The 25,424-nt window shown below is 64.3% G+C and carries 24 protein-coding genes; 12 read left to right on the forward strand and 12 right to left on the reverse strand.

The features are described 5' to 3' along the window. Positions 1-339: 339 nt before the first annotated feature. The 3 genes from ABDB87_RS00880 to ABDB87_RS00890 all read left to right on the forward strand — a co-directional run bounded on the left by ABDB87_RS00880 (position 340) and on the right by ABDB87_RS00890 (position 2,924). Complete coding sequence (locus ABDB87_RS00880) at positions 340-924, forward strand: sigma-70 family RNA polymerase sigma factor (protein WP_345923221.1); 585 nt, start codon at positions 340-342, stop codon at positions 922-924. Next, the gene (locus tag ABDB87_RS00885; protein WP_345923223.1) at positions 921-2,084 is read left to right on the forward strand and encodes a hypothetical protein; all 1,164 of its coding nucleotides are present in this window, start codon (positions 921-923) and stop codon (positions 2,082-2,084) included. The genes ABDB87_RS00880 and ABDB87_RS00885 overlap by 4 nt, the downstream gene beginning before the upstream one ends. Positions 2,085-2,192: 108 nt before the next feature. Next, positions 2,193-2,924, forward strand: coding sequence for a flagellar basal body L-ring protein FlgH (locus ABDB87_RS00890; RefSeq protein WP_345923225.1), 732 nt, complete (start codon positions 2,193-2,195; stop codon positions 2,922-2,924). Positions 2,925-2,927: 3 nt separating this feature from the next. Here ABDB87_RS00890 and ABDB87_RS00895 read toward each other — a convergent pair whose 3' ends face one another. Beyond that, positions 2,928-3,125 (reverse strand): hypothetical protein, encoded by a 198-nt coding sequence (locus ABDB87_RS00895; protein WP_345923226.1) that lies wholly within the window; start codon positions 3,123-3,125, stop codon positions 2,928-2,930. Positions 3,126-3,141: 16 nt separating this feature from the next. Further along, entirely contained in the window at positions 3,142-3,756 is a 615-nt protein-coding gene (locus ABDB87_RS00900; protein WP_345923228.1) for a hypothetical protein, read from the reverse strand. Between the two features lie 199 nt (positions 3,757-3,955). Here ABDB87_RS00900 and ABDB87_RS00905 point away from each other — a divergent pair, with 199 nt between their 5' ends. Together ABDB87_RS00905 and dbpA are read left to right on the forward strand one after the other, a co-directional pair. Continuing rightward, the gene (locus ABDB87_RS00905; RefSeq protein WP_345923230.1) at positions 3,956-4,432 is read left to right on the forward strand and encodes a hypothetical protein; all 477 of its coding nucleotides are present in this window, start codon (positions 3,956-3,958) and stop codon (positions 4,430-4,432) included. 2 nt (positions 4,433-4,434) lie between these two features. Further along, positions 4,435-5,808, forward strand: a complete 1,374-nt coding sequence (gene dbpA / locus ABDB87_RS00910) for an ATP-dependent RNA helicase DbpA (RefSeq protein ID WP_345923232.1) — start codon at positions 4,435-4,437, stop codon at positions 5,806-5,808. Between the two features lie 31 nt (positions 5,809-5,839). Here dbpA and ABDB87_RS00915 read toward each other — a convergent pair whose 3' ends face one another. The 3 genes from ABDB87_RS00915 to ABDB87_RS00925 all read right to left on the reverse strand — a co-directional run bounded on the left by ABDB87_RS00915 (position 5,840) and on the right by ABDB87_RS00925 (position 8,666). Continuing rightward, on the reverse strand, positions 5,840-6,547 hold the full coding sequence (locus ABDB87_RS00915; RefSeq protein ID WP_345923233.1) for a hypothetical protein: 708 nt from the start codon (positions 6,545-6,547) through the stop codon (positions 5,840-5,842). Between the two features lie 170 nt (positions 6,548-6,717). Continuing rightward, positions 6,718-8,043: a S41 family peptidase gene (locus ABDB87_RS00920; protein WP_345923235.1), complete on the reverse strand. Its 1,326-nt coding sequence runs from the start codon at positions 8,041-8,043 to the stop codon at positions 6,718-6,720. Then, entirely contained in the window at positions 8,040-8,666 is a 627-nt protein-coding gene (locus ABDB87_RS00925; RefSeq protein ID WP_345923237.1) for an energy transducer TonB, read from the reverse strand. The genes ABDB87_RS00920 and ABDB87_RS00925 overlap by 4 nt, the downstream gene beginning before the upstream one ends. A 136-nt stretch (positions 8,667-8,802) precedes the next feature. Between ABDB87_RS00925 and cimA the strand changes: the two genes are divergently transcribed. Together cimA and ABDB87_RS00935 are read left to right on the forward strand one after the other, a co-directional pair. After that, entirely contained in the window at positions 8,803-10,368 is a 1,566-nt protein-coding gene (cimA, locus tag ABDB87_RS00930; RefSeq protein ID WP_345923239.1) for a citramalate synthase, read from the forward strand. Between the two features lie 464 nt (positions 10,369-10,832). After that, positions 10,833-13,346, forward strand: a complete 2,514-nt coding sequence (locus tag ABDB87_RS00935; RefSeq protein WP_345923241.1) for a pectate lyase family protein — start codon at positions 10,833-10,835, stop codon at positions 13,344-13,346. Here the strand turns inward: ABDB87_RS00935 and ABDB87_RS00940 are convergent. Beyond that, positions 13,312-13,548, reverse strand: a complete 237-nt coding sequence (locus ABDB87_RS00940; RefSeq protein ID WP_345923242.1) for a hypothetical protein — start codon at positions 13,546-13,548, stop codon at positions 13,312-13,314. The two genes, ABDB87_RS00935 and ABDB87_RS00940, sit on opposite strands and share 35 nt — an antisense overlap. After that, positions 13,545-14,045, reverse strand: a complete 501-nt coding sequence (locus ABDB87_RS00945; protein ID WP_345923244.1) for a hypothetical protein — start codon at positions 14,043-14,045, stop codon at positions 13,545-13,547. Before ABDB87_RS00945 ends, ABDB87_RS00940 begins: the two co-directional genes overlap by 4 nt. On the opposite strand from ABDB87_RS00945, the gene ABDB87_RS00950 reads away from it, so the two are divergent. Beyond that, a complete protein-coding gene (locus tag ABDB87_RS00950) occupies positions 14,038-16,317 on the forward strand; it encodes a pectate lyase family protein (RefSeq protein WP_345923245.1) in 2,280 nt (759 codons plus the stop codon). The genes ABDB87_RS00945 and ABDB87_RS00950 overlap by 8 nt on opposite strands. Before the next feature lie 56 nt (positions 16,318-16,373). Here ABDB87_RS00950 and ABDB87_RS00955 read toward each other — a convergent pair whose 3' ends face one another. The 3 genes from ABDB87_RS00955 to ABDB87_RS00965 all read right to left on the reverse strand — a co-directional run bounded on the left by ABDB87_RS00955 (position 16,374) and on the right by ABDB87_RS00965 (position 18,279). Further along, a complete protein-coding gene (locus tag ABDB87_RS00955; RefSeq protein ID WP_345923246.1) occupies positions 16,374-17,306 on the reverse strand; it encodes a DedA family protein/thiosulfate sulfurtransferase GlpE in 933 nt (310 codons plus the stop codon). 163 nt (positions 17,307-17,469) lie between these two features. Then, positions 17,470-17,898, reverse strand: coding sequence for a hypothetical protein (locus ABDB87_RS00960; RefSeq protein WP_345923248.1), 429 nt, complete (start codon positions 17,896-17,898; stop codon positions 17,470-17,472). 24 nt (positions 17,899-17,922) lie between these two features. After that, the gene (locus ABDB87_RS00965) at positions 17,923-18,279 is read right to left on the reverse strand and encodes a hypothetical protein (RefSeq protein WP_345923249.1); all 357 of its coding nucleotides are present in this window, start codon (positions 18,277-18,279) and stop codon (positions 17,923-17,925) included. A gap of 133 nt (positions 18,280-18,412) precedes the next feature. On the opposite strand from ABDB87_RS00965, the gene nhaR reads away from it, so the two are divergent. Continuing rightward, positions 18,413-19,348: a transcriptional activator NhaR gene (gene nhaR, locus ABDB87_RS00970; protein ID WP_345923251.1), complete on the forward strand. Its 936-nt coding sequence runs from the start codon at positions 18,413-18,415 to the stop codon at positions 19,346-19,348. A gap of 30 nt (positions 19,349-19,378) precedes the next feature. On the opposite strand, the gene gcvA is transcribed toward nhaR, so the two are convergent. Beyond that, a complete protein-coding gene (gene gcvA / locus ABDB87_RS00975; protein ID WP_345923254.1) occupies positions 19,379-20,323 on the reverse strand; it encodes a transcriptional regulator GcvA in 945 nt (314 codons plus the stop codon). Positions 20,324-20,432: 109 nt separating this feature from the next. Between gcvA and ABDB87_RS00980 the strand changes: the two genes are divergently transcribed. Beyond that, on the forward strand, positions 20,433-20,714 hold the full coding sequence (locus ABDB87_RS00980; RefSeq protein ID WP_345923256.1) for a DUF2917 domain-containing protein: 282 nt from the start codon (positions 20,433-20,435) through the stop codon (positions 20,712-20,714). Positions 20,715-20,823: 109 nt separating this feature from the next. Next, positions 20,824-21,372 carry a cytochrome b gene (locus ABDB87_RS00985; RefSeq protein WP_345923258.1) on the forward strand — a complete coding sequence of 183 codons (549 nt, stop codon included), beginning with the start codon at positions 20,824-20,826 and terminating at the stop codon, positions 21,370-21,372. 74 nt (positions 21,373-21,446) lie between these two features. Here the strand turns inward: ABDB87_RS00985 and ABDB87_RS00990 are convergent, their stop codons facing one another. Beyond that, complete coding sequence (locus tag ABDB87_RS00990) at positions 21,447-23,774, reverse strand: Tex family protein (RefSeq protein ID WP_345923260.1); 2,328 nt, start codon at positions 23,772-23,774, stop codon at positions 21,447-21,449. 284 nt (positions 23,775-24,058) lie between these two features. On the opposite strand from ABDB87_RS00990, the gene pelA reads away from it, so the two are divergent. Continuing rightward, complete coding sequence (pelA, locus tag ABDB87_RS00995; protein WP_345923262.1) at positions 24,059-25,378, forward strand: pectate lyase; 1,320 nt, start codon at positions 24,059-24,061, stop codon at positions 25,376-25,378. Positions 25,379-25,424 lie beyond the last annotated feature (46 nt).

The raw sequence follows: 25,424 nt of genomic DNA on the forward strand, positions 1-25,424 counted from the left end.
AAGCAAACGCGCTGCCGTACAGGTACTCGCGAAATTGCAATTGCCCGTTTCGTCCTGGGTTTCTTGGTCGGGCCGCGAACCGGCCCGGAAGGAAGGATCCATCACCCGGCAGAGGCGCAAAACCGCGCGCGCCACCGGTGCTGAAGGGCTTGTTTGATGAGGAAAATGCTACAGGAAAACACCTATCCCAAATTGTGTCAGATCCTGTCCTGGCGCCCGGAAAACGGGGACGACACACTCTGCAACAATCCGGCATGCCCGGAGCGGCTTTTCGGGTAAGCGACAGCCCGCGCACCCGGCCGTGAGCCTGCAGGCGGACGGCACGTTTATACTCGTTGCATGACGAACGCAAACGCCCTCGCATCAAGGGAACTGGCCGAAATGCCGGATGAAGACCTGATGCTGCTGGTTGCCGGAGGCTTCATCGAAGCGCCGGCCACGGAGCTTTTCCGCCGCCATAACCGCGCGCTCTACAACTTCGTCGCCTGGCAATGCCAGGGCAATATCGCCGCGGCCGAAGACATCACCCAGCGCACCTGGGAAAAACTCATGACGCGCTGCGGCGCCTATACGCCGCAGTCCGCCTTCCGCAGTTTCCTGTTCCAGATCGCACGCAACCTCTGGCTGGATCTCAACCGCTCCGCAGCCGAGAGCTTGCGCGAGACCCTGGACGAGACCCACGCCGAACTGCCGGCCGACGACCTCACGCCAGAAGCCGAGTTCGGCCTGAGCCAGAATCTCGACCGCGTGCATCAGGCGCTCATGGCGCTGCCATTCAGCCAGCGCGAAGTCGTGGTGCTGCGCTTTTTCAGCGACATGAGCCTGGAAGAAATCGCGCACACCGTCGGCACCGGTTTCGAAACCGTCAAGAGCCGGCTCCGCTATGCCTTCACCCGCCTGCGGCAAGAGCTGGAGGCGTCGTGACGGAAGATCTTTTCGACCGTTTTGTGGCGGGGCGCGACAGACTCTCGACACTGCTCGGACAGGTGCCGGCCTATCAGCCCTCGGCCCGCCAGGAGGCCGCGTTTTCTGCGGCGGCTCACACCGCGCAGCAGGAGCGCCCGCTGCAGCGCCCCGAATTCGAACCACCGGAGCGCCTCGCCGGCAATTTCCGCATGCGCGCCGCCCAACTCGAGCAGGAAAGCGCCGCGCAACGCCAACGCATCCTGAAAAAGATCGACGCCGGCACTCATCCCGACGAAATCCTGCGCAATCGCATGCATCCGGCCACCACGCGCTGGCTCCACCTGCAGGCAACGAAGCTGCGCAGGCAGCGCAAAGCCCGCTGGCGCGAGCTTCGCCAGGCCTTTCTGAGCAACTTCAGGTGGCCCGAGCTCCGTCTGGCCGGTCTGGCCGCGGTGTGCGCCGCGCTCCTCACCCGCTGGGTGCTCTTGAGCATGCCTTCACCGATGGAAGTCGCCCTGCTCCAGGCCTTCCGTGACGAGACCCGTTTCAGAACCGCCGTGACAATGGCCATGCCCACCCCGCCCGCGCCAGCGCAGCCGCCAGCGGTGCCGCGACCGCAGCCGGGCACGCGGATCATGACGTTGGCAAATCCGCCTCACGAGCCGGACCCCGAACCCGACATGAGTGCAAGCGAAAACGAGTTCCAGGTCGCCGCGGCACCGGCACCCGAGAGCAAGCTCAGGCTGGCAGAAGCCCTGGCCGCTGCCGCGCCTCCTCCGCCTCCGCCTGCAGCGGTGAGTGAGGGCAGCGACGCGCCCCCGCCCGCTCCGGCGGCTCCGGTGCCGCAAGCGCGGGCCGCTGCGCGCATGGCGCCGATGGCGAGCCTCGCCCGCACGCCGGAAGCAGAACGCACCTCCGCCGCGCATTCGACAGAGATCACCGACATCGAAGCGCGGATCGACGAGCCGCTTGCCGAAGTCGTCACCCGTCTGCCGGCACGAGCTGCCGGCAGCGTCTGGCATGTGCGGGCGCCTTTGCCGCCCCCGGCGGGGCTGGCGGCCTGGCTCGAAACCCTGCGCAGGCTCATTCCCGAATCAGCGAGGCCGGCGCGCTTCGAGGTCACGCATGACCTGCCGCCGGACAGCCCGCTTCGCATCAGACCGCCCGCCTCGCATTGAGCCGATCGGCACAGACTGTTTTATCCGGTCTTTCAGGGAACAACATCTTTTAACGTCTGCAAGCCGGATAATCGGGCACGTACTCCAGATGCCATCATCATCATCCGCATGCAGCACCCTTTCCCCTGCTTCTCCAGCCTCGGCAACCTGCAGTCCGCCGGGCCTGCCCTGCTCGTTTCCGGCTTGCTGCTCCAGGCCTGCTCGAGTACGCCGCCGCTGGTTCAGGGACCGACCCGCAACATGCCCCAGCCACAGCTGGCGAATGTGGAGCGCAACGTGAATCCGGGCGCGATCTTCCAGCCCGGCGATCCGAATGGCATGGCGATGTTCCAGACCGAGAGCAAGCCGCGCCGCATCGGCGACACGCTCAAGATCGACATTTCCGAGTCGCTGACCGCCAGCAGCAAGACCGCCACCAAGACGAGCCGCGCCAATGCGGTGTCGACCAAGGGACCGGGCGGCGCGAACACGATGAGCAGTCTGATCAACGAAATCATCAATGCGGACGCGAGCGCGAGCGGCGAAGACAGCTTCGACGGCTCGGGCAAGTCCGAAAACACCGCCAAGCTGCAGGGCAAGCTCGCCGCCTCGGTGATCAATGTGCTGCCCAACGGCAACCTGGTGGTGGCCGGCGAGAAGAGCATCTCGTTCAACGGCCAGCTCAGCACCCTGCGCTTTTCAGGCGTGGTGGATCCTGCCGACATCAAGACGGCACGTACGGTCAGCTCCAGCGATGTGCTCGACGCCAAACTCGAACAGGTCGGCGACGGCCTGGTCTCGGCATCCAATCAGCGGACCTGGCTGCAGCGCTTCCTGACCGACAAGCTGACGGTCTGGTAAGCGTCAGGCCCAGGTATCGATGATCGAGCCGATCATCTTGACCCCGACCTTCGCCGCACCCGTCACCGTATTGACGGCCACATCGGCAGTGGTGGTCACGGTGTTGGCGAGCGCGGAGCCTATCCGGCCGATGTCTTTCTCGATGGTGTTGGTCAGCTGCTGAACATAATTCGGTGGCGCTTGCGTGCGAATCACCGGCATGGCGGCCCTCCCCTGATCATCTCAATCTGTTCTCCGGTACGGCAAAAACCTGTGTTTCTTCCTGTACGGTCGTGGCCGGTGCCGCGGCGGGCTTCGCGGTGGCCTGGGCGCCCGGGCCTGCTGCCTTCACGAGCACCCGCACGGCCGGCGCGAGCTTGTCCGCGGTCGCAGACCATTTGTCCGTGCCCAGCACGCTGGGCTTGTAACTCGACGCGGCAAGGATCTTTCCGCGCTCGCGCAACTCCAGCCGTGCCTCGCTCATGTAGGGACTGAAGTCGTCCTCGAACATCCGCTTGCCCCAGGCGATGGCCGAGCTGTAGTGAATCGTGAAGCGGCATGAAGCCGGCATCGCTTCGCCATAGACGCGACTTTCCACGCCGTTCTTCGAGAGTTCGGCCTGCAGGGCCGGCACGAAATCAGCGACACTGCCGTTCCGGTTGAGTTCGATGCAGGCCCCCGAAAACGCATCATGGGGGTGCTGCACGGTGTTCGACGGGCTCGACGAGGTCAGGCTGGCGGCATGCGTCACGGCCACGCTGGCCATTTCCAGCGCAGTGACCGAAGCACTCGGCGTCATGACGACACAGCCTCCCAGCAGCAGACTCAGCAAACAGATGATTTCGCGCGACAAACCGGCTCCGGCATGACAGGTGGAAGAGGATCGCAAGGATCTTAAACGTCATGACGGCGCCGATAATCCGTTCTTAAGCTGTTTTACAAGTTCTGACCTCTGGCGCAGTCTTGCCCCGGCCGCCGCGGCCTGGCGGAAAATAAGTCCGCGACGGCCGGCTTGTTCGGTTACCCTCGCGCCTCTTCCTGAAGGACACGCCATGCAACCTGTTTTTGACGCCGACGCACTCCTCCTGCTGGCACTCGTGCCGGCCTCCAAGCGCCGCCCGGCCAGCCTGGCCGAAGTCATCATCGCTCTGGCGGAAGTGCGCCCCGAGCTGCCCGGAGCCGTCCGTCTGCGCGACGCTTTTGCGCACCTCTCCGCCCACGGCCTGATGCTGGCACGGGATGGCGGCTACACCCTCACCGAAGCAGCCCAGACCCTGCTCGCCCGGCTGCCGAAAAAGGGCGACCTGGCCGAGCGGATCTTCGAGCTGAAACAGGCCCTGGCGGCACACGAGTCGGCGGGCGATCTGCCGGCCATCACGCTGACCACCGCCGAAGCCGCTGACGCGCTGAAAGCCTGGCAGGCCAGCCTGCCGCCGCTGACCAAGAGCGAGCGCTTCGCCAAGCGCACCGGTCAGCCCGCCGCGCGTGGCAATACGCCGCGTGGCCCGGCACGCCGCAAGCGCTTCTGAACATGGCCCGCTTTGCCGAACTCGGGCTCGCCCCGACCCAGCTCGCCGTACTCGAGCAACTCGAGTACTTCGAGATGACGCCCATCCAGGCCGCGAGCCTGCCCCTGGCGCTGGCGGGCCACGACCTCATCGCGCGCGCCAGGACGGGCAGCGGCAAGACCGCCGCCTTCGCCCTGCCGCTGCTCGCCCGGCTCAAACCGAAGCACTTCGCCGTGCAGGCGCTCGTGCTCTGCCCGACACGCGAACTGGCCGAGCAGGTCGCGCAGGAAATACGGCGCCTCGCCCGCGCGCAGGAAAACATCAAGGTCCTCACGCTCTGCGGCGGCAGTCCGGTGCGCGGCCAGATCGAGAGCCTGGTGCACGGCGCGCATGTGGTGGTCGGCACGCCGGGCCGGATCATGGACCATCTGCAGCGCGAAACGCTGCGGCTCGATGCGCTCGCCACGCTGGTGCTGGACGAAGCGGACCGCATGCTCGACATGGGTTTTCATGACGACATCGCCTGGGTTGCCGAGCGCTGCCCGGCAGGCCGGCAAACCCTGCTGTTTTCCGCCACCTATCCGGATGGCATCGCCTCGCTGGCCTCACGCTTTCTGCGCGAGCCCCGCGAAGTGATGCTGACCGATACGCATGAGCCTGACCAGATCCGCCAGCGCTTCTATGAAGTGGCGCACGAAGCGCGACTCAAGGCGGTGGGTGCCCTGCTCCGGCACTACCGCCCGGAAAGCACACTGGCCTTCTGCAACACCCGGCAGCAATGCAAGGCCCTGCTCGACCAGCTTCATGACGAAGGCATTCACGCGCTGACGCTGCATGGCGAACTTGATCAGCACGAACGCGATCAGGTCCTGATCCGCTTTGCCAACCGCAGCGTGTCAGTACTGGTGGCCACCGATGTGGCCGCCCGCGGTCTGGATATCGCGCAACTCGAATGCGTGATCAATGTGGATGTGACGCCAGACCCCGAAGTTCACACCCACCGCGTCGGCCGCACCGGCCGGGCTGATCAGCATGGCTGGGCATTGAGCCTTGCGAGCAGCGCCGACCGGCGCCGTGTCGACGAGATCGCCCGCACCAATGGTTTCACGCCGGAATGGCATGCGCTGGATGCGCTCGACGCCACAGACGAGCAGCCGCTGCTGCCCGCGATGAGCACGATCCAGATCCTCGCCGGCAAGCGCGACAAGATCCGCCCCGGCGACATCATGGGCACGCTGGCCGCCACCACCGGACTGAACCGTGAGGAAACCGGCCGGATCAACGTGACCGAGCAGCAGAGCTATGTCGCCGTGCCGCGCGAGCGGGCGCGCGAGATCCTGCGCAAGCTCACGACCGGCCGGCTCAAGGGGCGCGCAATCCGGGCCCGTATCCTCTAGGCGGCCTCCCGGCGGCAGGCCGCCGCCGGGCTCAGAAGCGGAAGCCCAGCTTGGCGCTATAGGAGCTGTCGTGCCCGGTGCGATCAGCCTCGACCGCCATGTTTACCAGGCCGAGATTAACGTTCACGCCGCCAAACACCTTGCGCTGCCACAGCGTGACGGCAGACAGCCCGGCCACGCTCGGCGTGGCGCTGCCATAGACCAGGCCGGCGCCCACATAAGGCTTGATGAACAGAAAGCCTTTCGAGATCACGACTTCGGCACTGGTCGTGCGGAAATCCAGATTCGACGGACCGCTGAGCATGGTGAAACCGCCACGCAAGGACACTGCCGGAATCACCGCATTGCCCGCAATCGGCGACCAGCGCAGCTCCGCGCCATAGAGCGAAGCGTCATAGGCCGGCACCGCGGCATAGAACGCACCAATGTCGAGATCAAGCGGCAGCCCCTTGTGCGCATGAAGCCGCGGGCTCAGCAGGAACTCGCGCGCCACACCGGTTGCGCTCTGCAGCAGCTCGGGGTGACTCAGGCGCGTGGCACTGACTTCAACCCCCAGATCAATGCCGAGCAGGCCCAGCGGATCGCCGGGCGAGACGGATTTGTAGCTGAGTGCAGAAGTGCTGTCTGCGGCGAAAAGCTTGAACTCGTCCTGCGTCAGGCTGCCGAGGTTCTTGAGATCTGCCGCGGCCACACCGCTGACAGCCAATGCTGCCGTCATGGCAGCGATCATCTTGAGCATGCTGATTCGATTCTCCGTCGGATGAAATCACCGGCAACTCAGGCCGGCGGCCGGCAGTGCAGCACGGCTTGCCCCGGCCTGCACCGGCAAGCTGACCGGAGGCGGCCAGCCCTGGCTGCGGGGCAGAAAGCTGCAAGCCTTGTGGCTTAACGTCCTCCGGCCGGGATTATTCAGCGCGCGAGAGTTAAAGATTCCTCAAGCCAGCGCAAGGCCGCCTCATATTGAGGATCCCGGCCGCTGACAAGATCGGCAAGCGAGGGCTGAATCACTTCGTCCGGCGTCAGGCCATGCCCCTCGATCTGCTGTCCGCTCGCCAGCCGATAGCCGAACTCGCTCACGGCCAGCGCACCGCCTCCGGGAATCTGCGCATACCCCAGATAGCCGAGCAGGCAGCCGCAGGAGGTTTCTCCCACCAGATGCGCGCGCCCCAGCCCCTGCAGTGAAGCCGCCACCAGTTCGGCGGCGCTGGCACTGCCGGCATTGACGAGGATCACCAGCGGCTGGCGCAGGGGATCGCGCCGGCCCTGAATGACGAGCTCGGACGGCAGGACATCAATCAGGCCGAACAGCAGGCTGACCGGTTTGCCATTGCGCGTATCGACATGCGCCAGCCGGTGCTCGCCACTGACGAACTGCTCGATCAGCGCACGAGCGAAGAACACCGACCCACCACCGTTGTCACGCAGATCGAGGATCAGCCCGCGCGCGTCGCGCAAGTCTTCGAGTTCAGCCAGCGTGCGCGACCGGATCGTCTCCTCGAAACCTGAAAAACGCAGATAGCCGATGCCCGAACCCAGCTTCATCGCCCGCACCCCGGGCGGGCTGCTGAAACGCCGCCGCATGAGCCAGGTCTCGAAGCGACTGCCGTCGCTGCGCTCGAAGCTGATCGCCACCCTGTCGCCCGGCTTGCCTGCATTGAAGAGGCGATTGACATGACCGATCCGGGTCTGCGGAGTCGAGCCGGGGCGCGCCTGATCGAGTGCCCGCCGCCACCAGTCAAGCGCCTCGTCACCCTCGATGCGCAGCATGCGCGCGCCAGGCCTCAAGCCTGCCATCCAGGCTTCCGAGCCGACCGACACGCCGCCGACACGGACTTCGCCCGCGCGCTCGAAAAGCCGCACGCCCAGGCTTACGCCGGAGAATTCACGAATCTCGCGGTACTGCCGCGGCGACTCGACCCGGGTATGAGAGTCCGCCAGTTCGGCCGCCATCAGATCCAGCTCGCGCCAGAAGGTTTCGTCGTCCGGCGCGGCCAGGGCACGCGGCCGGTAGCGCTCCGCAACAGCCTGCCAGTCGAGGCCTTTCATGGCCGGATCCAGCCAGCGCTGATCGATGGTCTGCCAGACGAAATCGAAGGCCTTTTCGCGCGCCGGCACATCCAGCGGGCCGACAGGTGTCTCGCCGATCACCACATGACGGCCGACCAGATTCCAGGGGTCCAGGCTCGCGCAACCGGCCAACAGACAACAGGCACAAATCAACAGGCGCCAGCTCATGGCGCCACCGAAAAGGTGAATTCGAGATGCCAGCGCGTTCTCACCGGCTTGCCGCCACGCTGCCCGGGCACGAGCTGCAGGCTGGAGAAGTTCTCCATCAGCTTGAGCGAGGCCTGCTCGCTGAGCTCCGACTCCTCGAGCAGCACATCATTGACCCGGCCATCCTCACCGATCAGAAGCTGCAGCACCACCCGGCCGGATTCTGTCTCCGCCAGGCCGGCGCTGACCCGTTCTTCCAGATCGGGCGGGAATTCGGGCCGCACATCGAGCAGATCGGCCGGCAGATAAGGCAGCCCCGCCTGATCAGCCTCGCCCGGCGCAGCCAGGGTCTCGGCCGGAGCAGCCGGCGCAGCGGCGGGAGCGGGGCTCTCGGCAACAGGGAGCGGATGCGGCGAAGGTGCTGCACGCGTCGCGTCCGGTGCGCGGCTTGGCAGGCGCACCGCGGCCTCGGGCGCGCGCAGGCTCACGCGCAGGCGTGTCGCGGCCGGAGCGGGTGAGCGCGGCCAGTCAAACAGGGAAAAGAGACACAGATGGACCAGCACCGAGCACAGCACGGCCGCCGCCCGGTTGAGCAGGACCTGCCTCGCCTCGCGCGCCCCGGTGTCGGGCAAGTCGGCATGCATGGCGCGAGTTTAGCGCAGGCTCCGGCGGACTATCAGCCCGATACCGGGCGCCTGCCTTCGGAAAAGCGACCTTTTGTGATAGTTTCGACAACCCGCCAGACACGGCGGCTGATCAACCCGAAACGGCTCCAGAATCATGAATGCAAAGGTTTTTGCCTACGACACCACCCTGCGCGACGGTGCGCAGGCCCAGGGAATCTCATTCTCAGTGGAAGACAAGCTCCGTATCGTGCGCAAGCTCGACGAGCTGGGCATTGCCTACATTGAAGCCGGCAACCCGGGCTCCAACCCGAAAGACCTCGAATTCTTCCGTCGCCTCGACGAACTGACGCTGCATCACTCGAAGATCATCGCTTTCGGCAGCACCTGCAAGGTCGGCGCCAATCCGGCAGAAGACAGCCAGCTCGCCTCGCTGGTGTCAGCCGGCACCCCGGCCGTCGCGATCTTCGGCAAGACCTGGGATTACCACGCCACCGCGATCCTGCGCACCACGCTGGAAGAAAACCTGCGCATGATCCGCGAAACCATTGCCTGGCTGAAAGCGCAGGGCAAGGAAGTCGTGTTCGATGCCGAGCATTTCTTCGACGGCTACAAGGCCAACGCCAACTACGCCATGGAAGCGCTGGCCGCCGCCGTGGAAGGTGGCGCCGATTGTCTGGCCCTGTGCGATACCAATGGCGGCAGCTTCCCGGACGCGATCTACAAGATCACCCACCGCGTTGTCGAACGCTTCCCGGGCGTGGCGGTCGGCATCCACTGCCACAATGACTGCGAGCTGGCGGTGGCCAATTCGGTGGCTGCGGTGCAGGCCGGTGCCACCCATGTGCAGGGCACGATCAACGGCATCGGCGAGCGCTGCGGCAATGCCAATCTCTGCGCCATCGTGCCGAATCTGCAGCTGAAGCTGGGCTTCGAGGTGATCCCCCCCGAGAACATGCAGATGCTCACCAGCACGGCCCGTTTCGTATCCGAAGTCGCCAACGTCGAGCACAACGAGAAAGCGGCCTATGTCGGTGCCGACGCCTTCGCGCACAAGGGTGGCATGCACGTCGATGCGGTCAACAAGAACCCGGTCAGCTACGAGCACGTCACGCCCGATTCGGTCGGCAACAGCCGCCGCGTGCTGATGAGCGAAGTGGCCGGCCGCGCCACCATCCTCGGCAAGATCCGCGAAATCGACCCCACGCTGGACAAGGACTCCCCTGAAACCCGTGCCATCATCGAACGGCTCAAAGAGCTGGAGCACGAGGGCTACCAGTTCGAAAGCGCCGAAAGCTCCTTCGAACTGCTGGTGCGCAAGATGCTGGGCAAGTTCACCCCATCCTTCGAGCTCAAGCAGTTCCGCGCGATGGTGGCCGAGCCCGCACTCGAAGGCGTGTTCAACTCCTCCGCCATGATCAAGATCCATGTCGACGGCGAGGACGAAATCTCCGCAGCCGAAGGCGATGGGCCGGTCAACGCGCTCGACAAGGCGCTGCGCCGCGCGCTGGAGCGTTTCTATCCGCAGCTCCGCGAGATGAAGCTCACCGACTACAAGGTGCGCGTACTCGACTCCCAGATGGCCTCCGCGGCAAAGGTGCGCGTGCTGATCGAATCCGCCGACCGCACCAGCTCCTGGACCACCATCGGCGTCTCGACCGACGTGATCGATGCCTCCTGGCGCGCGCTCGTCGACGCAATTGAGTACAAGCTCGCCAAGTAAGCCCCGCGCAGGTCTGGCCCCGATTCATCACGCCGGCGCCGGACCTGCACGGCCACTCGGCCCGCGTCCGGGGCCAGGCTCGCCCCCCCCTCCTCGCCGAGGCTCCCGACGCGTCCGTGCGCCGGTCGCGCCGCCCTCTGCTCCTGCACGCTGCCTGGAAGAAGCGCGCGGCCCGCCAGAAAGGCCAGCAGCCCCTCCTTTGTCACTCAAAAACAACATTGAGGCATATCAAACCCTGAGCGATTCCGTTTAACGCACGGGAACTCTCTTCCATGCAACTGAATTATTTAGATTTTTTCAGACTACGTATTTACCCGAAGCCCGCGTGAAGCGGCGTTGTAAAAAAAATACGAAAACGACGTGCTCCCGCCTGCCCTGCAAGATCCGGCAAGCGATCAATCCGGCAAATCCACGGATTGATCTGACGGATAACAACCGAATCAAGCGGGAACGAGGAGCAAAAGATGTCAGCAACACGGAACATGAGCATGGTCGCGGCAGCCGCCGCACTGAGCGCCCTGGCGGCCTGTGGTGGCGGAGGCGGTGTAGCCTCGGGAGGAGACCCGGGCGGCGCCTGGGAGCCGGATGTCGCACCACCGATCAGTTCCAGCTCGAGCAGTTCAGGCTCCAGCGACTCGAATGACTCGAGCAGCTCCAGCAGCCAGGGTAACTCGTCGTCGAGCAGCTCGTCTTCTGCCCCGCCCAATCCCTCGGTTCCCGTCCCGCCCGGCAGCATGAGCTGCCCGGCCCTGACGCTGGACATACCGGACGCCGCCGAATTGACCGGCGCCAGCACCCCCTTTCAGAGCGCTCGCTATGGCGTCCGCAACTACTACGCTCCCGGTCCCGGCCCGGAGGGAGGTTCGAAGCATCCCGCCAGCAACTACGAAGCTGCACCCAAACTTCCGGACTGGCAATTTGCCAGCATCGACCCCACGCAGGGAGAGCTCTCCGGGCTCGAATGCGATGTAGCGCCCTACAACGGCTGGCACAGTTTTGCACGCGCTTCCGGCAGCACGGCGGCGGACATCACGCACAAGCCGGTCACCGTCACCGGCGGGCGCAACGCCGCGAAGGAGAACATCTACACCGTGTTCAACGGCCAGCAGCTCGTGGCAGCCATCAACGAGGCCCAGAACAAGCCGAAGATCATCCGCGTCGTCGGCCACATCGACCTGCGCATGAGCGAGAACAACAGCAAGTTCGAGGAATACACGGGCTACTACGATCAGAAGTTCGGCGGCTCCATCATGATCCCGTCGAACACCACCCTGGTCGGCATCAACGATGCGCAGGGGCGCCCGGCGCGCATCACCGGCACGACGATTCTCATCGGCTCCGAGCTTTCGAACGGCGGCAGCTCGGCCGAAGACGATTTCAAGAAGTGGATCGCTGCGGGCAAGAACGGCGAGGATTTTCCGACCTGGACGCGCAACATCATCATCCGCAACCTCGCGATCGATCACCCTTGGGACGTGAATCCGGAAGGCACGGCGGATGCCTATGCCGATGGCATGACATTGACCCGCGCGCAGAACGTGTGGATCGACCACCTCACCATGAGTGACGGCGATACGCCTTACGGCAGCGGTACCAATGCATCAAAGACGCGCCACGACGGCCTGCTCGATATCGTGCGCGGCTCGGACTACGTGACCGTCACCAACACCCACCTGCACAGCCATGGCAAGACCATGCTGGTCGGCAATGGTGACTCGGGCCGCGCCTGGAGCGATCAGGATCGCCTGCACGTGACACTCGCGAACAACCGCTGGCAAGGCCTGCAATCGCGCCACCCGCTCACCCGTTTCAGCCAGCTGCACAGCTTCAACAACCTCGTTGAAGGCACGACCGGCAGCGCCGCCGTGGGACAGAAGTTCGAGAATGGTCTGGATGTGCGCTACGGCGCTTCCGTGTTTGCCGAGAACAACTTCCACCTCTTCTCCGGCCTGAAAACCACTGAAGTGTGCGGCAAGCTCATCGATGGCAAGGACGGGGTCGGTTTCCGCACCCGGGGCAACTACTTCATCAGCGACAAGGAAGCGGGCAAGGACTGGGCGCTCGCCTACAACGGACCGATCAATGTCGACAGCGCCCTGCAGGCCGCGAATTGCGCCAAGGCCACGCTGCCAGCGGCCGACATCGCATGGGAGCCGCCCTATCAGTATCAGGCCGTGTGCGCACCGCAAGCGCGCCGCAACGCCCAGATGCAGGCAGGCGCCGGACGCATCGGGCTGGCCGCGACGACCGGCACTCATGACGACGGCTTGTCGAACGACAGCTGTTATGAGGGCAATGAGCTGGGAAACACCAACGGGAGCGCGTCCAGCAGCTCGTCTGCAGCCAGCTCGTCATCCAGCAGCAGTGGCTCGGACAGCAGCGCATCCTCGTCAAGCAGCTCGTCGTCCAGCACCGGCAACAGCAGCTCCAGTTCGTCGAGCACGGGAACGGTGACACTGCTCAGCAGCTGGTCGGATGACTTCAGCTCGGCTACTTCGTCGTCCTTCGTGACGGCGGCCTACGCATCCATCCTGGACGCCAGCGGCAACGCCTTGCCGATGTATGTGCGCACCGGCGGCAGCATCGCGATCACCGAGGGAGTTTTGACCCTGACCGGCACCCGCTTCACGGCGGGCGCCCTCGGCAACACTACAACGAGCACTGCCAGCAGCGGTTTCCTGGGAGCATTCGACATTGCGGGGCGCAACTGCCGCTTCACGATGGCACTGACCGAAGCAGCTTCGGGTAGCGGACGCTTCATGATACTGGTCGATAACAACACCACGACCGGCGGCAGCTCGCCTCACGGGGCAAGCGCAGTCGTCGTGAACAAGCTCGCAGCGGACCTTGCTGCGGGAGAGCACAGCTTCAGCTGGAGCCTCCCCGTCAGCCAGGCGGTTCAGGGCTCATTCATCCAGATTCGTACCGAATCGAACACAACGATCAGGATGGACCGCTTTGATATGCACTGCGGATAACGCCAGGATGGAAGGTTCCCGCCAAGCGGGATAACGTTGCTTTCAGAACACACTGCATCGCAGCATTTTTTTCACCCGCCCCTCGGAAGAGGGGCTTTTTTTCAGCCGCACAGTCGCCAAAAGCCCTTTCTCCTGCTGGCTTTTGTGTTTTTTCACTGACAAGAAAGCTAATTTGCTGCAATGGCGAATAAAAAATATTCATGAATTTATAAAACGCCGCGCGTCAGAAAAATACCTACATTCCTCCCTCAAATCCGGGAAGACACCGGAACACGCGAATGACAAACACCGCGAGCATGCGGGGAGGAGACGAGCAATGGCAGCAGCATCACAAGTGCGAAGCCTGGCAGCCATCATGACGGTTGCCGGCGTTCTGGGAGCATGTGGCGGCGGGGGCGGCGTGGAATCCGCCAGCAGTTCAGCCGCCAGCGCGGCCCCCTCCGGTGGCAGCACGGCTTCAAGTGCCAGCAGCACCAGCAGCGCGGCAGCTTCGAGCAAGGCCTCCTCTGCAGGCGCCGCGGCGTCCAGCACCACGGCAGCAAGCAGCTCCGCGGCTGCCGCAAGCAGTACGGCCACAGCCGCTGCATCCTCTGCGACCAGCGTCGCATCAAGCAGCACGGCCAGTGCCGCCGCCTCCAGCAGCGCGGCAACATCGAGCAGCGCAGCCAGCTCCTCCGCGCAAAGCACGATCGTGCTCACTCGATCAAGCACGAGCTGTCCGAGCGTAACGTTCAGTGCCCCGGATGCCGCCAGCTTCACCGGCGACAGCACACCGCTGCAAACCGCCAGTTACTACCGCTATGACGGCAACGGTACGCTCAACCCGAAAATCCTTCCCTTCCAGGTCATCGACGGCAATCACGGTTACAAGTACCAGGCGCAATCGAAGGATCTGGTTACCTGGCAGTTCGCAGTCAGTGACCCGAGCGGCGGCGTACTGAGCGCCCTTGAGTGCGATGTGGCGCCCGATCTCGGCTGGCACAGCTATGCCCGCAGCAGCGGCACCTCGACGCCCATCACCCACCAGAAGGTGGTCGTGACTGGCGGCCGCAATGCCGCCAAGGAAAACATCTACACCGTCTACAACGGCCAGCAGTTCATTGCCGCATTGAATGAAGCAGGCCTCAAGCCCAAGATCATCCGCGTCGTGGGCCATATCGACCTGCGCTGGAGCAACAACAACACGACCTTCACCGAGTACATCAGCTATACCGACCAGAAATACGGCGGCTCGATCAACATTCCGTCAAACACCACCATCGTCGGCATCAATGATGCCAACGGCAACCCGGCACGCATTACCGGTACAACGCTGCTGATCGGTGGCGAACTGGGCACCACCACGGCAGTCATTGCCGGCGCCAACGGCGATCCGCAAAACGACTTCGGCAAGTGGATCAGCGCCGGCAAGGACGGCGACCTGTTCCCGACCTGGACGCGCAACATCATCCTGCGTAATCTGCGCATCGACACGCCGTGGGACGTCGATCCGGAAGACAGCGCCAACGCCTATGCGGACGGCATGACGATTTCCCGTGCGCAGAACATCTATCTCGCCAATATCTCGATGAGCGATGGCGACACGCCTGATTCGCTCGGCAGTGACACGCGGCATGACGCGGCCATCGACATCGTGCGCGGGTCGGACTACGTCACGCTCGCCAACACCTTCATCGAGAAGCATCACAAGACCACGCTGCTCGGTAACGGCGACTCGGGTCGTGCCTGGAGCGATGCCGGCCGCCTGCATACGACCTTCACCGGCATGTGGTGGAGCGGAACCGAATCGCGCCTGCCGCTGGTTCGCTTCGGCCAGCTGCACACCTTCAACAACCTGGTCGAGGCTGACACCAATCCGAGTGACCCCAACCGCAAGTTCGGCAGTGGTCTGGATGTGCGTTACCAGGCCGACGTCCTCTCGGAGAACAACTACTACCAATTCACCAATCTCAAGCCGAAGGAAGTCGGTGGCAAGGTCTCCAGCGGCAAGAGCGCGATCAGCTACCGTGCCTACAACGAGTGGTTCATAAACGACAAGGATGACAACAGCAAGGCCTGGGCCACCAGCTACAACGGCGCCATCGACATCACCGCAGCACTGCTGGCCGACCCGGCGCTTCCCTTCCAGACCAACTGGACGCCGCCCTACGCCTACGCGCCGCTCGCGCCTGACGCGGCCTGTACCTGGGTCCGCAGCAACGCCGGCGCCGGCTCGGGCGCGGGCCGCAGCTACATGCCGGCAGCCATGACCTGTGCCGCGCTCAACACGATGGTGTCGAGCAGCAGTTCATCGTCGGCAGCGAGCAGCAGCGCCGCTGCGTCAAGCAGCGCAAGTACGGCCTCGAGCAGCGCCGCCAGCACAAGCAGCACGGCCTCCTCAAGCAGTGCTTCCGGCGGCACGACAGGCGTGACCTATCCCTGGTCTGACGACTTCACTGTCGCCACCACCACCACGCTCTTCACTGCTGGCTACGCCGCGCTTCCGACGGACTCCACCAAGGCGATGTATGTCAAGACAGGGGGAACCGTCACGGTGGATACCGCTGGAGTGGTCACCCTGAGTGGCGGACGTTTCACCATCGGTGCACTGGCATCGACAGCCACGACGAGCACCTCGTCACCCGGTGGCGTCTTCAGCATCGTCGGCAAGACCTGCACACTCAACGTGAACATCAATGCCCCCGCAACCGGCAGTGCGGCAAGTACCGGGAAGTTCACTGTTTCGGTGGATAACAACACAACCTCCAGCTCGAACTCTCCGCATGCGACCTCAGCGCTCACGAGCACCGGCACCAGTTCGACTACAGGCTCAACTGTCGTCAGCATGGTCGCTTCGGGTCTCGTGGTCGGCGACAACATCTTCACCTGGACCCTGAACAATCCAAGCTACACCGCCGGATCGTTCATTCAGCTCCGGACCGAATCGAATACGGTGATCTACATCAACAGCGTGAGCCTCAGCTGCCTCTGAGCGAAACACGCAACCAACTGAAACGGCGACCCTCGGGTCGCCGTTTTTTCCGTCAATCAGCCGGAAGGCAAACCGCCGCCTTCTGCCATCCAGGCATCCAGCCCGCCCCGCAGGGGCCGCACATGACGATAGCCTGCACGCTGCAGGATGCGGGCGGCATTGGCTGCCGAGGCTTCGTTGGGACAATTGCAGTAGAAGACGATTTCGCGTTCGGGGGACACGTCCGCAAGCAGTTGGCGGACTTCTTCGAGCTCCGCTTCCAGCGCACCGGGAATGCGGCGAGGATCACTCCCGCGTGACACGGCCGAACGCACATCGACAATCACCGGCGCTTCGCCCGCCTCCATGCGCTGACGCAGTTCCGCGACGTCGATCCGGTGCTCGCGCACAAAGCCCAGCAGACGTTGCCGCTCGATCCATCGCCACAGCACGTAGAGGGCCAGCAGCCCGGCCAGCACCGCAAGCGCGATGCTGCCGATGGAGGCCAGCGCATGGATGACCCCATCCACCTGCCGGTGCAGGACCCGGCCAGCCAGCATCGCGGCGCCGGCCCACAGAGTCGTACCGAGCGTGTCGAACAACACGAAGCGGCCGGCTGAAAAGCCCATGGCCCCCGAGAGCGGAGAGGCCACGGCGGAAAGCCCGGGCACGAAACGGGCGACCAGCAGTGCCGTAACGCCCCAGCGTGCAAACACGTTTTCGGTACGGCGGACGCAGGCATCCGGCGAGAGCGAGATGCGGCACATCAGACCCAGGATCTGCATCCCGAAGCGCTTGCCGGCCAGATACCAGGCAAAATTCGCCATGCCTGAGCCGAGCACGGCAAGCAGCAGGATCTGCTGCCAGACCAGCCGGCCTTCAACCGACAGCGCGCCCGCCACCATCAGCGTCGGCACGGCGGGTACCGGCACGCCGAGCTGTTCGACCAGCACATTCAGGAAAACGAGCAAGGGCCCATGCTGCTCGAAGAGGGCGACAAGATGAAGCACGCTGGACTCCGCAAAAACGGGATGAGGCCTGACGGCCTCATCCCCGGGAGTGCCACTCTAGTCCCGTCGGCGGATCGGACAAAGCCCGCCTCGCGGGTTTCATCGTCCCGTTTGCGGAACAATCCCCCACGGCCAGCGGCCTCCGCCCACAGCAGGGGCATGCTCAGGCCATGGCCGGCATATCCATGGCGGGCAATGACTGATCCGCACCCCAGCAACGCAGCACGCTGCGCAGGAAAATCGACTCGGCGGGCTCATAGCGGTTGTCGGCACTGAAGATCTCGATGAACAGCGCAATCAGATCGCGCTGCAGCGCGAGCGACTGCACCTCATCGAGCATCATCTCCAGCTGCGACGGACGCAGCACGCTGAAATCTCCCGCATCGGCGACCGTCCCCAGCTCACGCAGGTCTGCACACAGCTGCTCGATCACCGCATTGAAGCCGTCACGGTCCAGCCCCAGCCGGGCAAAGACGCCGCGTCGCTCCAGCATCGAGAGTTCAGACTCGGCCGGAACACCATCGACGGTCACTGCAAGTGCCAGCAAGCGGGCCACGGCTTCGGGGCTGTCGGTTTCATATCGGGTCATCATGATTTGCTCCATTGCTCAGGGGGATCAGACGGCATGCGCGGAGGCATGCCCGCTGGCGACCTTGGTGATCTGATGGCGACTGCGATGCGCCACACGCCGGGTCGCGAGATGGCCGGCGACCGACAAGGCGCGATTGACCGCAGCCAACTCGTCGGAACTCGTCTCGGTAACCACCAGGGGGGCCTCGTCGCCGAGCACCAGCTGGACCTGACAGCGCGTATCCGCCGCGCCGCGCAGACCCGGCACTTCTTGCAGACCGACCTGCACCTGGCGCACATGGGCGCGGACGCCGGCCAGCGCGAACTCGGCCCGGCGCTCGATATGACCTATGAGCGCAACATCGAGCGGCGTACCCGGAATGTTTCTGATGGACAGCTTCATGTCTGGTCTCCTTCCAGCACAACCGGCACTTCCGGCCGGCCTCACAACATCAATTTATGCCGCCATATACTTCATGTATATTCGCAATAAATTCATATTCACTTCGGTTTTTACGAACAGAAGGAGGCGCAGCATGAACTTCAAGCACCTGTTCTACTTCTGGAAAGTCGCCAGTTGCGGAGGCGTGACGCGCGCAGCCGAGGCGCTCCACACCACGCCGCAGACACTCTCCGGACAGATCAAGCTGCTGGAAGATCGGATGGGCAAGGCCCTGTTCCGAAAGGAAGGCCGCAATCTCGTGCTGACCGAGGCGGGCGAGCTGGCGATGAGCTACGCGGAGGAAATCTTTTCGCTTGGCACCGAGCTCGAGGACATGCTGCGCAGCGATGAAACCGCCGGGCTGCCGATGCGCTTTCGCGTCGGCATGGCTGATGCGCTGCCCAAATCGATCGCGCAGTTTCTGCTGGAACCCGCGCTGCGTCTGGACATGCCGGTCAGCCTGAGCTGCCATGAGTGGCGGATCGACCGCCTGCTGGCTGAACTCGCGGCACATCGCCTGGACCTCGTGATTGCCGACAGCCCGATCCCGCCGGGCTTCAGCGTGAAAGCCTGGAGCCACCGCCTGGGCGCCTCACCGATGGCCTTCTTTGCCACCCCGGCGCTGGCGGCACGCTGTCAGGATCAGTCATTTCCGGCCTGCCTGAATGGCAAGCCGCTGCTCCTGCTCGGCGAAGACTCCGCCGTGCGCGGGCAGTTCGAGCAGTGGGCGCGAGCACGCCACATCCGCGCGCGGATCGTGGCGGAGTTCGATGACACCGGTCTCATGAAGGCCTTCGGCCGCGCCGGCTGGGGCATTTTCATGGCGCCGGCGACGATCAGCGACGAGATCTGCCGCAACTATGGCGTGGAGCAGATCGGCAGCACGCCCGACATCGAACAGGCCTATTACGCGATCACCGTGCAGCGCAAGATCACCCACCCCTGCACCGAAGCCATCATTCAGCGTGCGCGTACCGACCTTTTCGGCGAAGCGGCGGGCGACATCCAGAGCACGCTTCAAATGCCCTGAGGAGCGGGCTCGGCGCGGTCGCCCCCGCCTTCAATGCACGCAGCGCTCGAGCCCGAGATCGTCGATGACAGGCGCATCCGCCACCGGCGGGCAGTTTCCGGCCTCGCAGAAAATCCAGTCCCGGAAGCGCCGGGCCAGCGGTGTCAGCGGCACGCCTTCAGGAGTCACGAACCAGTAGGCCCTGCCGTTCGGCAAGGTCTCGGGGAACAGTTGCACCAGCTTGCCTGAGTCCAGATCCTGCTGACACAGACTCCGCCGCGACAAGGCCACGCCGCGCCCATCCAGCGCGGCCTGCAGCACCAGCGCGGAGTCGTTGAAGAACAGTCCTCCCTGAGGCTCCGGCCAGTCCAGTCCGACGCGCTGGAACCATGCGCGCCAGAACTCCCCATCCGAGCGCAGCAAGGGGCAGCTCTGCAGATCGGCGGCCCGGGTGATGCCTTTTTCACGGACCAGCGCGGGGCTCGCCACCACCAGCATTTCGTCCCGCATCAGAAGCTCGGCCTGCTGGTCGGCATAGTCTCCGAAACCGAAGCGGATCGCGACATCGACACCGTCGCGCACGAAATCCAGCACACCAGCAGTGCTCACGATGTTGAGCTCGATATCGGGTTCCTGTTCGATGAAGCGACCGATACGCGGGCCCAGCCAGCGGGCTGCAAACGAAGGCATGGTCGTGACGGTGAGGCGCAGCGGGTTGGCACGCTGACGCACCCGTGCCAGCGCACTGCCGATCCCGCACAAGGCCTCATTCACCTGCACTGACAGCTCCTGCCCCAGCGGCGTGAGCTGAACGCCTCGCCCTGCACGCAGGAAAAGGGGGAAACCCAGCAACTCCTCCAGCGCACGGATCTGATGGCTCACCGCGCTGTGCGTCACGCTGAGCTCCCTGGCTGCAGCGCCAAAGCTGCCCAGCCTCGCAGCTGATTCGAACACTCTCAGCATGCCCAGCGGAGGCAGGCGGCCCGGTGACTCCATCAATGAATTCCTTTCACATGTCGTAGAGAAATGCTCGTTTGAAGCATACGCCGCGTGCATACAGAATCAATCCATCGACAGAGCGTTTGCACGCGTGAAGGAGCACAACATGGAAGCCGGAATCCTCTGCGCCAGGCGCGGCAGGCTCTGCATACTGGAGATGGCAGCCGGGCAGCAACTGAAGGTCCTGAGTGGCCGGATATGGCTGACCGAACAGGGGCGCCCGCGGGACTTCGTGCTGCAGGCGGGAGACACCCACCGCACGCTGGCCACGGGGCGCGTGCTGATCGACGCCGAGCAGCTCGCGCTGCTCGAAACCTGCGCGCATGAAGCCGCCATCCCTCACACCGAGGCGCTGTATACGCTCGCCCAAAGCGAATCTGACACTTGAGCCGGATTCATCAGGCTCAAATCCGGCACGAGCCATGACGAATGAAAGCCCCCGACGCGATGAGTCCCCCCTACAATCATGGGCATTCCTTCCACAATGGAGCCCGTCCATGTCCAGCCCCGCAGAATACCGCCGCAGCCAGATCCTCCTTCACTGGCTGATGTTCATCCTTTTCGCCGTCGCCCTGGTCGCGATCGAATGGCGTGAAGGCGTGCCAAAAGACGAACAGGCCCTGCGCAACACCCTGCGTGCGGTGCATATCAGCGCTGGTCTGCTGGTTTTCCTGCTGGCCTTCGTGCGCCTGGGTATCCGCCTGACTGCCGGCGCGCCGGCCATCCTCGGTGATGCGCCATGGCAGCGCGCGAGCGCGCACCTCCTGCACTGGGCGCTCTACCTCATCATGTTCGCCTTGCCCATCAGCGGCGTGGTCTTCTCGCAGGCTGGCGGCCGTGAAGTCGCCTTCTTCGGCATCGCGCTGCCACAGATGATTGCGCAGAATCCCGATCTGCGAAGCGTAGTGAAGGAATTCCACGAATTCATCGGCAATGCCGTCTACTGGCTGGTCGGCATCCATGTGCTGGCCTCGCTGTGGCACCACATCGTGCTGAAAGACGACACCCTGCTCCGCATCCGTCCGGGCTATCGCGCAAAGTCCTGAACAAGGGTCACACAATGAACAGGGCGGCTTGCCTTCCGGCAAGCCGCCCTTTTTCATGCGCGATCCAGCATGCTTCAGCGATGCTTCGCCTTGGCAAAGGCCGCCGCGAAGGCATTGTTCGCAGGCGCTTTTTCCGGGCGCGCGGCCTGCTGCGGTTTGCCGCCACGCGGCACATCACGACGTGCTGCCTCACCGGCCGGCTTGCGCACCACCTCGTCCGAGAGACGCATCGAGAGCGCGATGCGCTTGCGCGCCAGATCCACCTCGATCACCTTCACCTTGACGATGTCACCCGCCTTCACGACCTCGGCCGGATCCTTCACGAAGCGGTTGGAGAGCGCCGAGATGTGCACCAGCCCGTCCTGATGCACGCCGATGTCGACGAAAGCGCCGAAGGCGGTCACGTTGGTCACCACGCCTTCGAGCAGCATGCCGGCTTCGAGATCCTTCAGCTCTTCCACGCCTTCGCGGAATGACGCGGTCTTGAACTCTGGGCGCGGGTCGCGGCCGGGCTTGTCCAGCTCGCGCAAAATGTCTTGCACCGTCGGCAGGCCGAAGCGCTCGTCGGTGTATTTCTTCGCATCCAGTTGCTTCAGCGTGGCCGAATCGCCAATCAGCTCGCGCGCTTTCTTGCCAATGTCATTGAGCATCTTCTCGACCAGCGGATAGGCTTCCGGGTGGACGGCCGAAGCGTCCAGCGGGTTGCTGCCATCCGTGATGCGCAGGAAGCCCGCGCACTGCTCGAAGGTCTTGTCGCCCAGACGCGGCACCTTCTTGAGTGCGGCACGGCTGGCGAAGGCACCATTGGCATCGCGATGGGCGACGATGTTCTGCGCCAGCGTGGAGTTGAGGCCGGAGATGCGCGTGAGCAGCGCCGCGGAAGCGGTATTCACATCCACGCCCACCGCGTTCACGCAGTCTTCCACCACCGCGTCGAGCGATTTGGCGAGCTTGCTCTGGTTCAGGTCGTGCTGGTACTGACCGACGCCGATGGCCTTGGGCTCGATCTTCACCAGCTCGGCGAGCGGATCCTGCAGACGCCGAGCGATGGACACCGCGCCACGCAGGCTCACGTCCAGCTCCGGGAATTCCTTGGCCGCCAGTTCGGAAGCCGAGTACACCGATGCACCAGCTTCCGACACGACGATGCTGGTGACCTTTGCGGGAGCGACGCGCTTGATCACCTCGCCGGCCAGCTTGTCGGTCTCGCGGCTGGCCGTGCCGTTACCGATGGCGATGAGTTGCACGCCATGCTTCTCGACCAGCTTCGCGAGCGTATGCAAGGCACCGTCCCAGTCGCGGCGCGGTTCGTGCGGATAGACCGTGACCGTCTCCAGCAGCTTGCCGGTGGCATCCACCACCGCCACTTTCACACCGGTGCGGATGCCGGGGTCGAGGCCCATGGTGGTCTTGGCACCCGCCGGTGCGGCGAGCAGCAAGGCTTTCAGGTTCTGGGCAAAGACGCGGATCGCCTCTTCCTCGGCGCGTTCGCGCAGCTTGCCCATCAGGTCCAGATCCATGGAGAGTGCGAGTTTCACGCTCCAGGTCCAGCGTGCGGTGTCGACCAGCCACTTGTCCGCCGCGCGCCCCTGATCACGGATGCCCGCGGCAACCATGATCTTGCGCTCGCAGGGATTCGGCTCAGCCGAGCGCGAGCCATCTTCGGGGTCGGAGTCGAGTGCCAGTTTCACCCGCAGCACGTCTTCGTTGCGGCCCCGGAACAGGGCCAGCGCGCGGTGCGAGGGGATGTTGCCGAGCTTCTCGGAGTAGGCGAAGTAGTCGCGGAACTTGGCCGCCTCGGGGTCATTCTCCTTGCCCTCGGCCACCGTCACGCGCACCTGGCCGTGCTCACTCACATACTCGCGCAGGCTGCCGACCAGCTCGGCGTTTTCGGCGAAACGCTCCATCAGGATCTGGCGCGCGCCGTCGAGCACCGCCTTGGCATCGGCAAAACCGGCGTCCACGTTCAGGTATTGCGCGGCGACTTCTTCCGGTTTCTGAGTCGGGTCCGCCAAGAGCGCGTCGGCCAGCGGCTCGATGCCGGCCTCGCGGGCGATCTGGGCCTTGGTGCGGCGCTTCTGCTTGTAGGGCAGGTACAAATCTTCGAGGCGCTGCTTGGATTCGGCGTTCTCCACGTCAGCGCGCAGTTGCGGCGTCAGCTTGCCCTGCTCCTCGATGCTGGCGAGCACCGCGCTGCGGCGCTCTTCGAGCTCGCGCAGATAGCCCAGGCGCTCTTCCAGCGTGCGCAGCTGGGTGTCGTCCAGCCCACCGGTCACTTCCTTGCGGTAGCGGGCGATGAAGGGCACGGTGGCCCCGCCGTCCAGCAGTTCGATGGCGGCAATCACCTGACGCGGCTGGGCGGCAAGTTCGGAGGCAATGCGGAGTTCGATCGAGGGAAGCATCTGGATGAGTCTGGAACTGAAAACCGGGGCACGACTATGCCTCAAGCCCTGCCTCATCCGCAATGCGCAAAGCCGGAGTAGCCGGACCTTGACGCCGCTCGTGCATCCGACAACCGGCCAACAGGCTGCGGCCCTCGGCAAAGCATCGCGATGCGCACAGATCGCAAGCGGATCCGCCAGATTTCGCAAACCCTGACAAGGGGTCATCACCTGACAATGCGCGAGGCAGCCGGCCCGGGTCCGGGCGTGCTGACCGGATCAGACAAGAATCGGGGAGACCAGACATGACAACGCCAGAAAGACATCTCATCAGCCTGCTGCTCTGCGCCGCGCTCGCGGCCTGTGGTGGGGGCGGAAGCAGCAATGACAGCAGCACGCCGACCGCCACTTCATCCAGCAGCAGCCAGGCTGCCAGCAGTGCGCCGGCAGCGGGGTCCAGCAGCAGCGCAAGCAGCAAGCCCGCCAGCAGCGCCTCGTCTTCAAGCGTGGCGACTTCTTCGGCAAGCAGCGCGCCGGTGCTCAGCCAGAGCGGCAATCCGGCCTCCGGCGAGCTGAATACCTACACCGTACTGCTCAGCAGCGCGGGAGACGCTGCCGCCAGACTCGCAGCCGACAAGGCCAAGGCCGACATCATCCTGACCTGGCAGACCAGGGAAGGCGGTTTCTACAAGCACATCACCGACAGCAAGGCCGGCGCCGGCACGCTCTACAGCGTGGCGTGGTCCTCCGGCAGCAAGTCCTCGACCTGGCTGGGCGAGAATGGTGTGGATCTGGGCACCATCGACAACGACGCCACGACCTCGGAGCTCTTCTTCCTGGCCGATGTGTACAAGCGCAGCGGTGACACGAAGTACCGCGACGCCGCCCGCAGGACGCTCGACTTCCTGCTGCTGATGCAATATCCCTCGGGCGGTTTCCCGCAGGTCTATCCGGCACGCGCGGGCACCAGCTACTCGAACTACGTCACCTTCAATGACGATGCCATGGCGCGCGTGATGCTGGTGCTCGATCAGGTGGCGAAGAAGAGCGCGCCGGTCGACACTCAGGACCTCTTTACCGCAGAGCAGTACTCGAAGCTTTCGGCAGCCATCGCGAAAGGCATCGACTTCATCCTCAAGTCGCAGATCGTGCAGAGCGGCGTGAAAACGGTGTGGTGCGCCCAGCATGACCCGGTGACTTACGAGGCAAAAGAAGCCCGCTCCTATGAATGGCCCTCCAAGAGCGGCAAGGAGTCGGTCGGCATCGTGGGCTTCCTGATGAGCCAGCCGCAGACGCCGGAAGTGAAGGCTGCCGTGCAGGCCGCGCTGGCCTGGTTCCGCAGCAGCGCGGTGCAGGTCGCCGACACCGCTTATGTGAATCGTCCCTCGGGCAACACGGACGACACCTGGAATCCGATCCAGGCAAAGACCGGCAGCGTGATGTGGTACCGCTTCTATGATCTCGACAAGGACACCGGCTTCTTCAGCGGACGCACCGCAGCCGAGGGTGGCAAGGGCAAGCAGTACAACATCATGGACATCGAGGCGGAACGCCGTTACGGCTATTCCTGGGGCGGCGCCTATGCGGCCACGCTGCTGAGCTACGCCAGCTCGGTCGGCTACTGAAGGCTGCCTTCCCGTCGTCCACGAAAAAACCGCATCCGGAAGATGC

Origin of the sequence: Uliginosibacterium paludis (assembly GCF_039631355.1) — a bacterium.
In the GTDB taxonomy this organism is placed as follows: Bacteria; Pseudomonadota; Gammaproteobacteria; order Burkholderiales; family Rhodocyclaceae; genus Uliginosibacterium; species Uliginosibacterium paludis.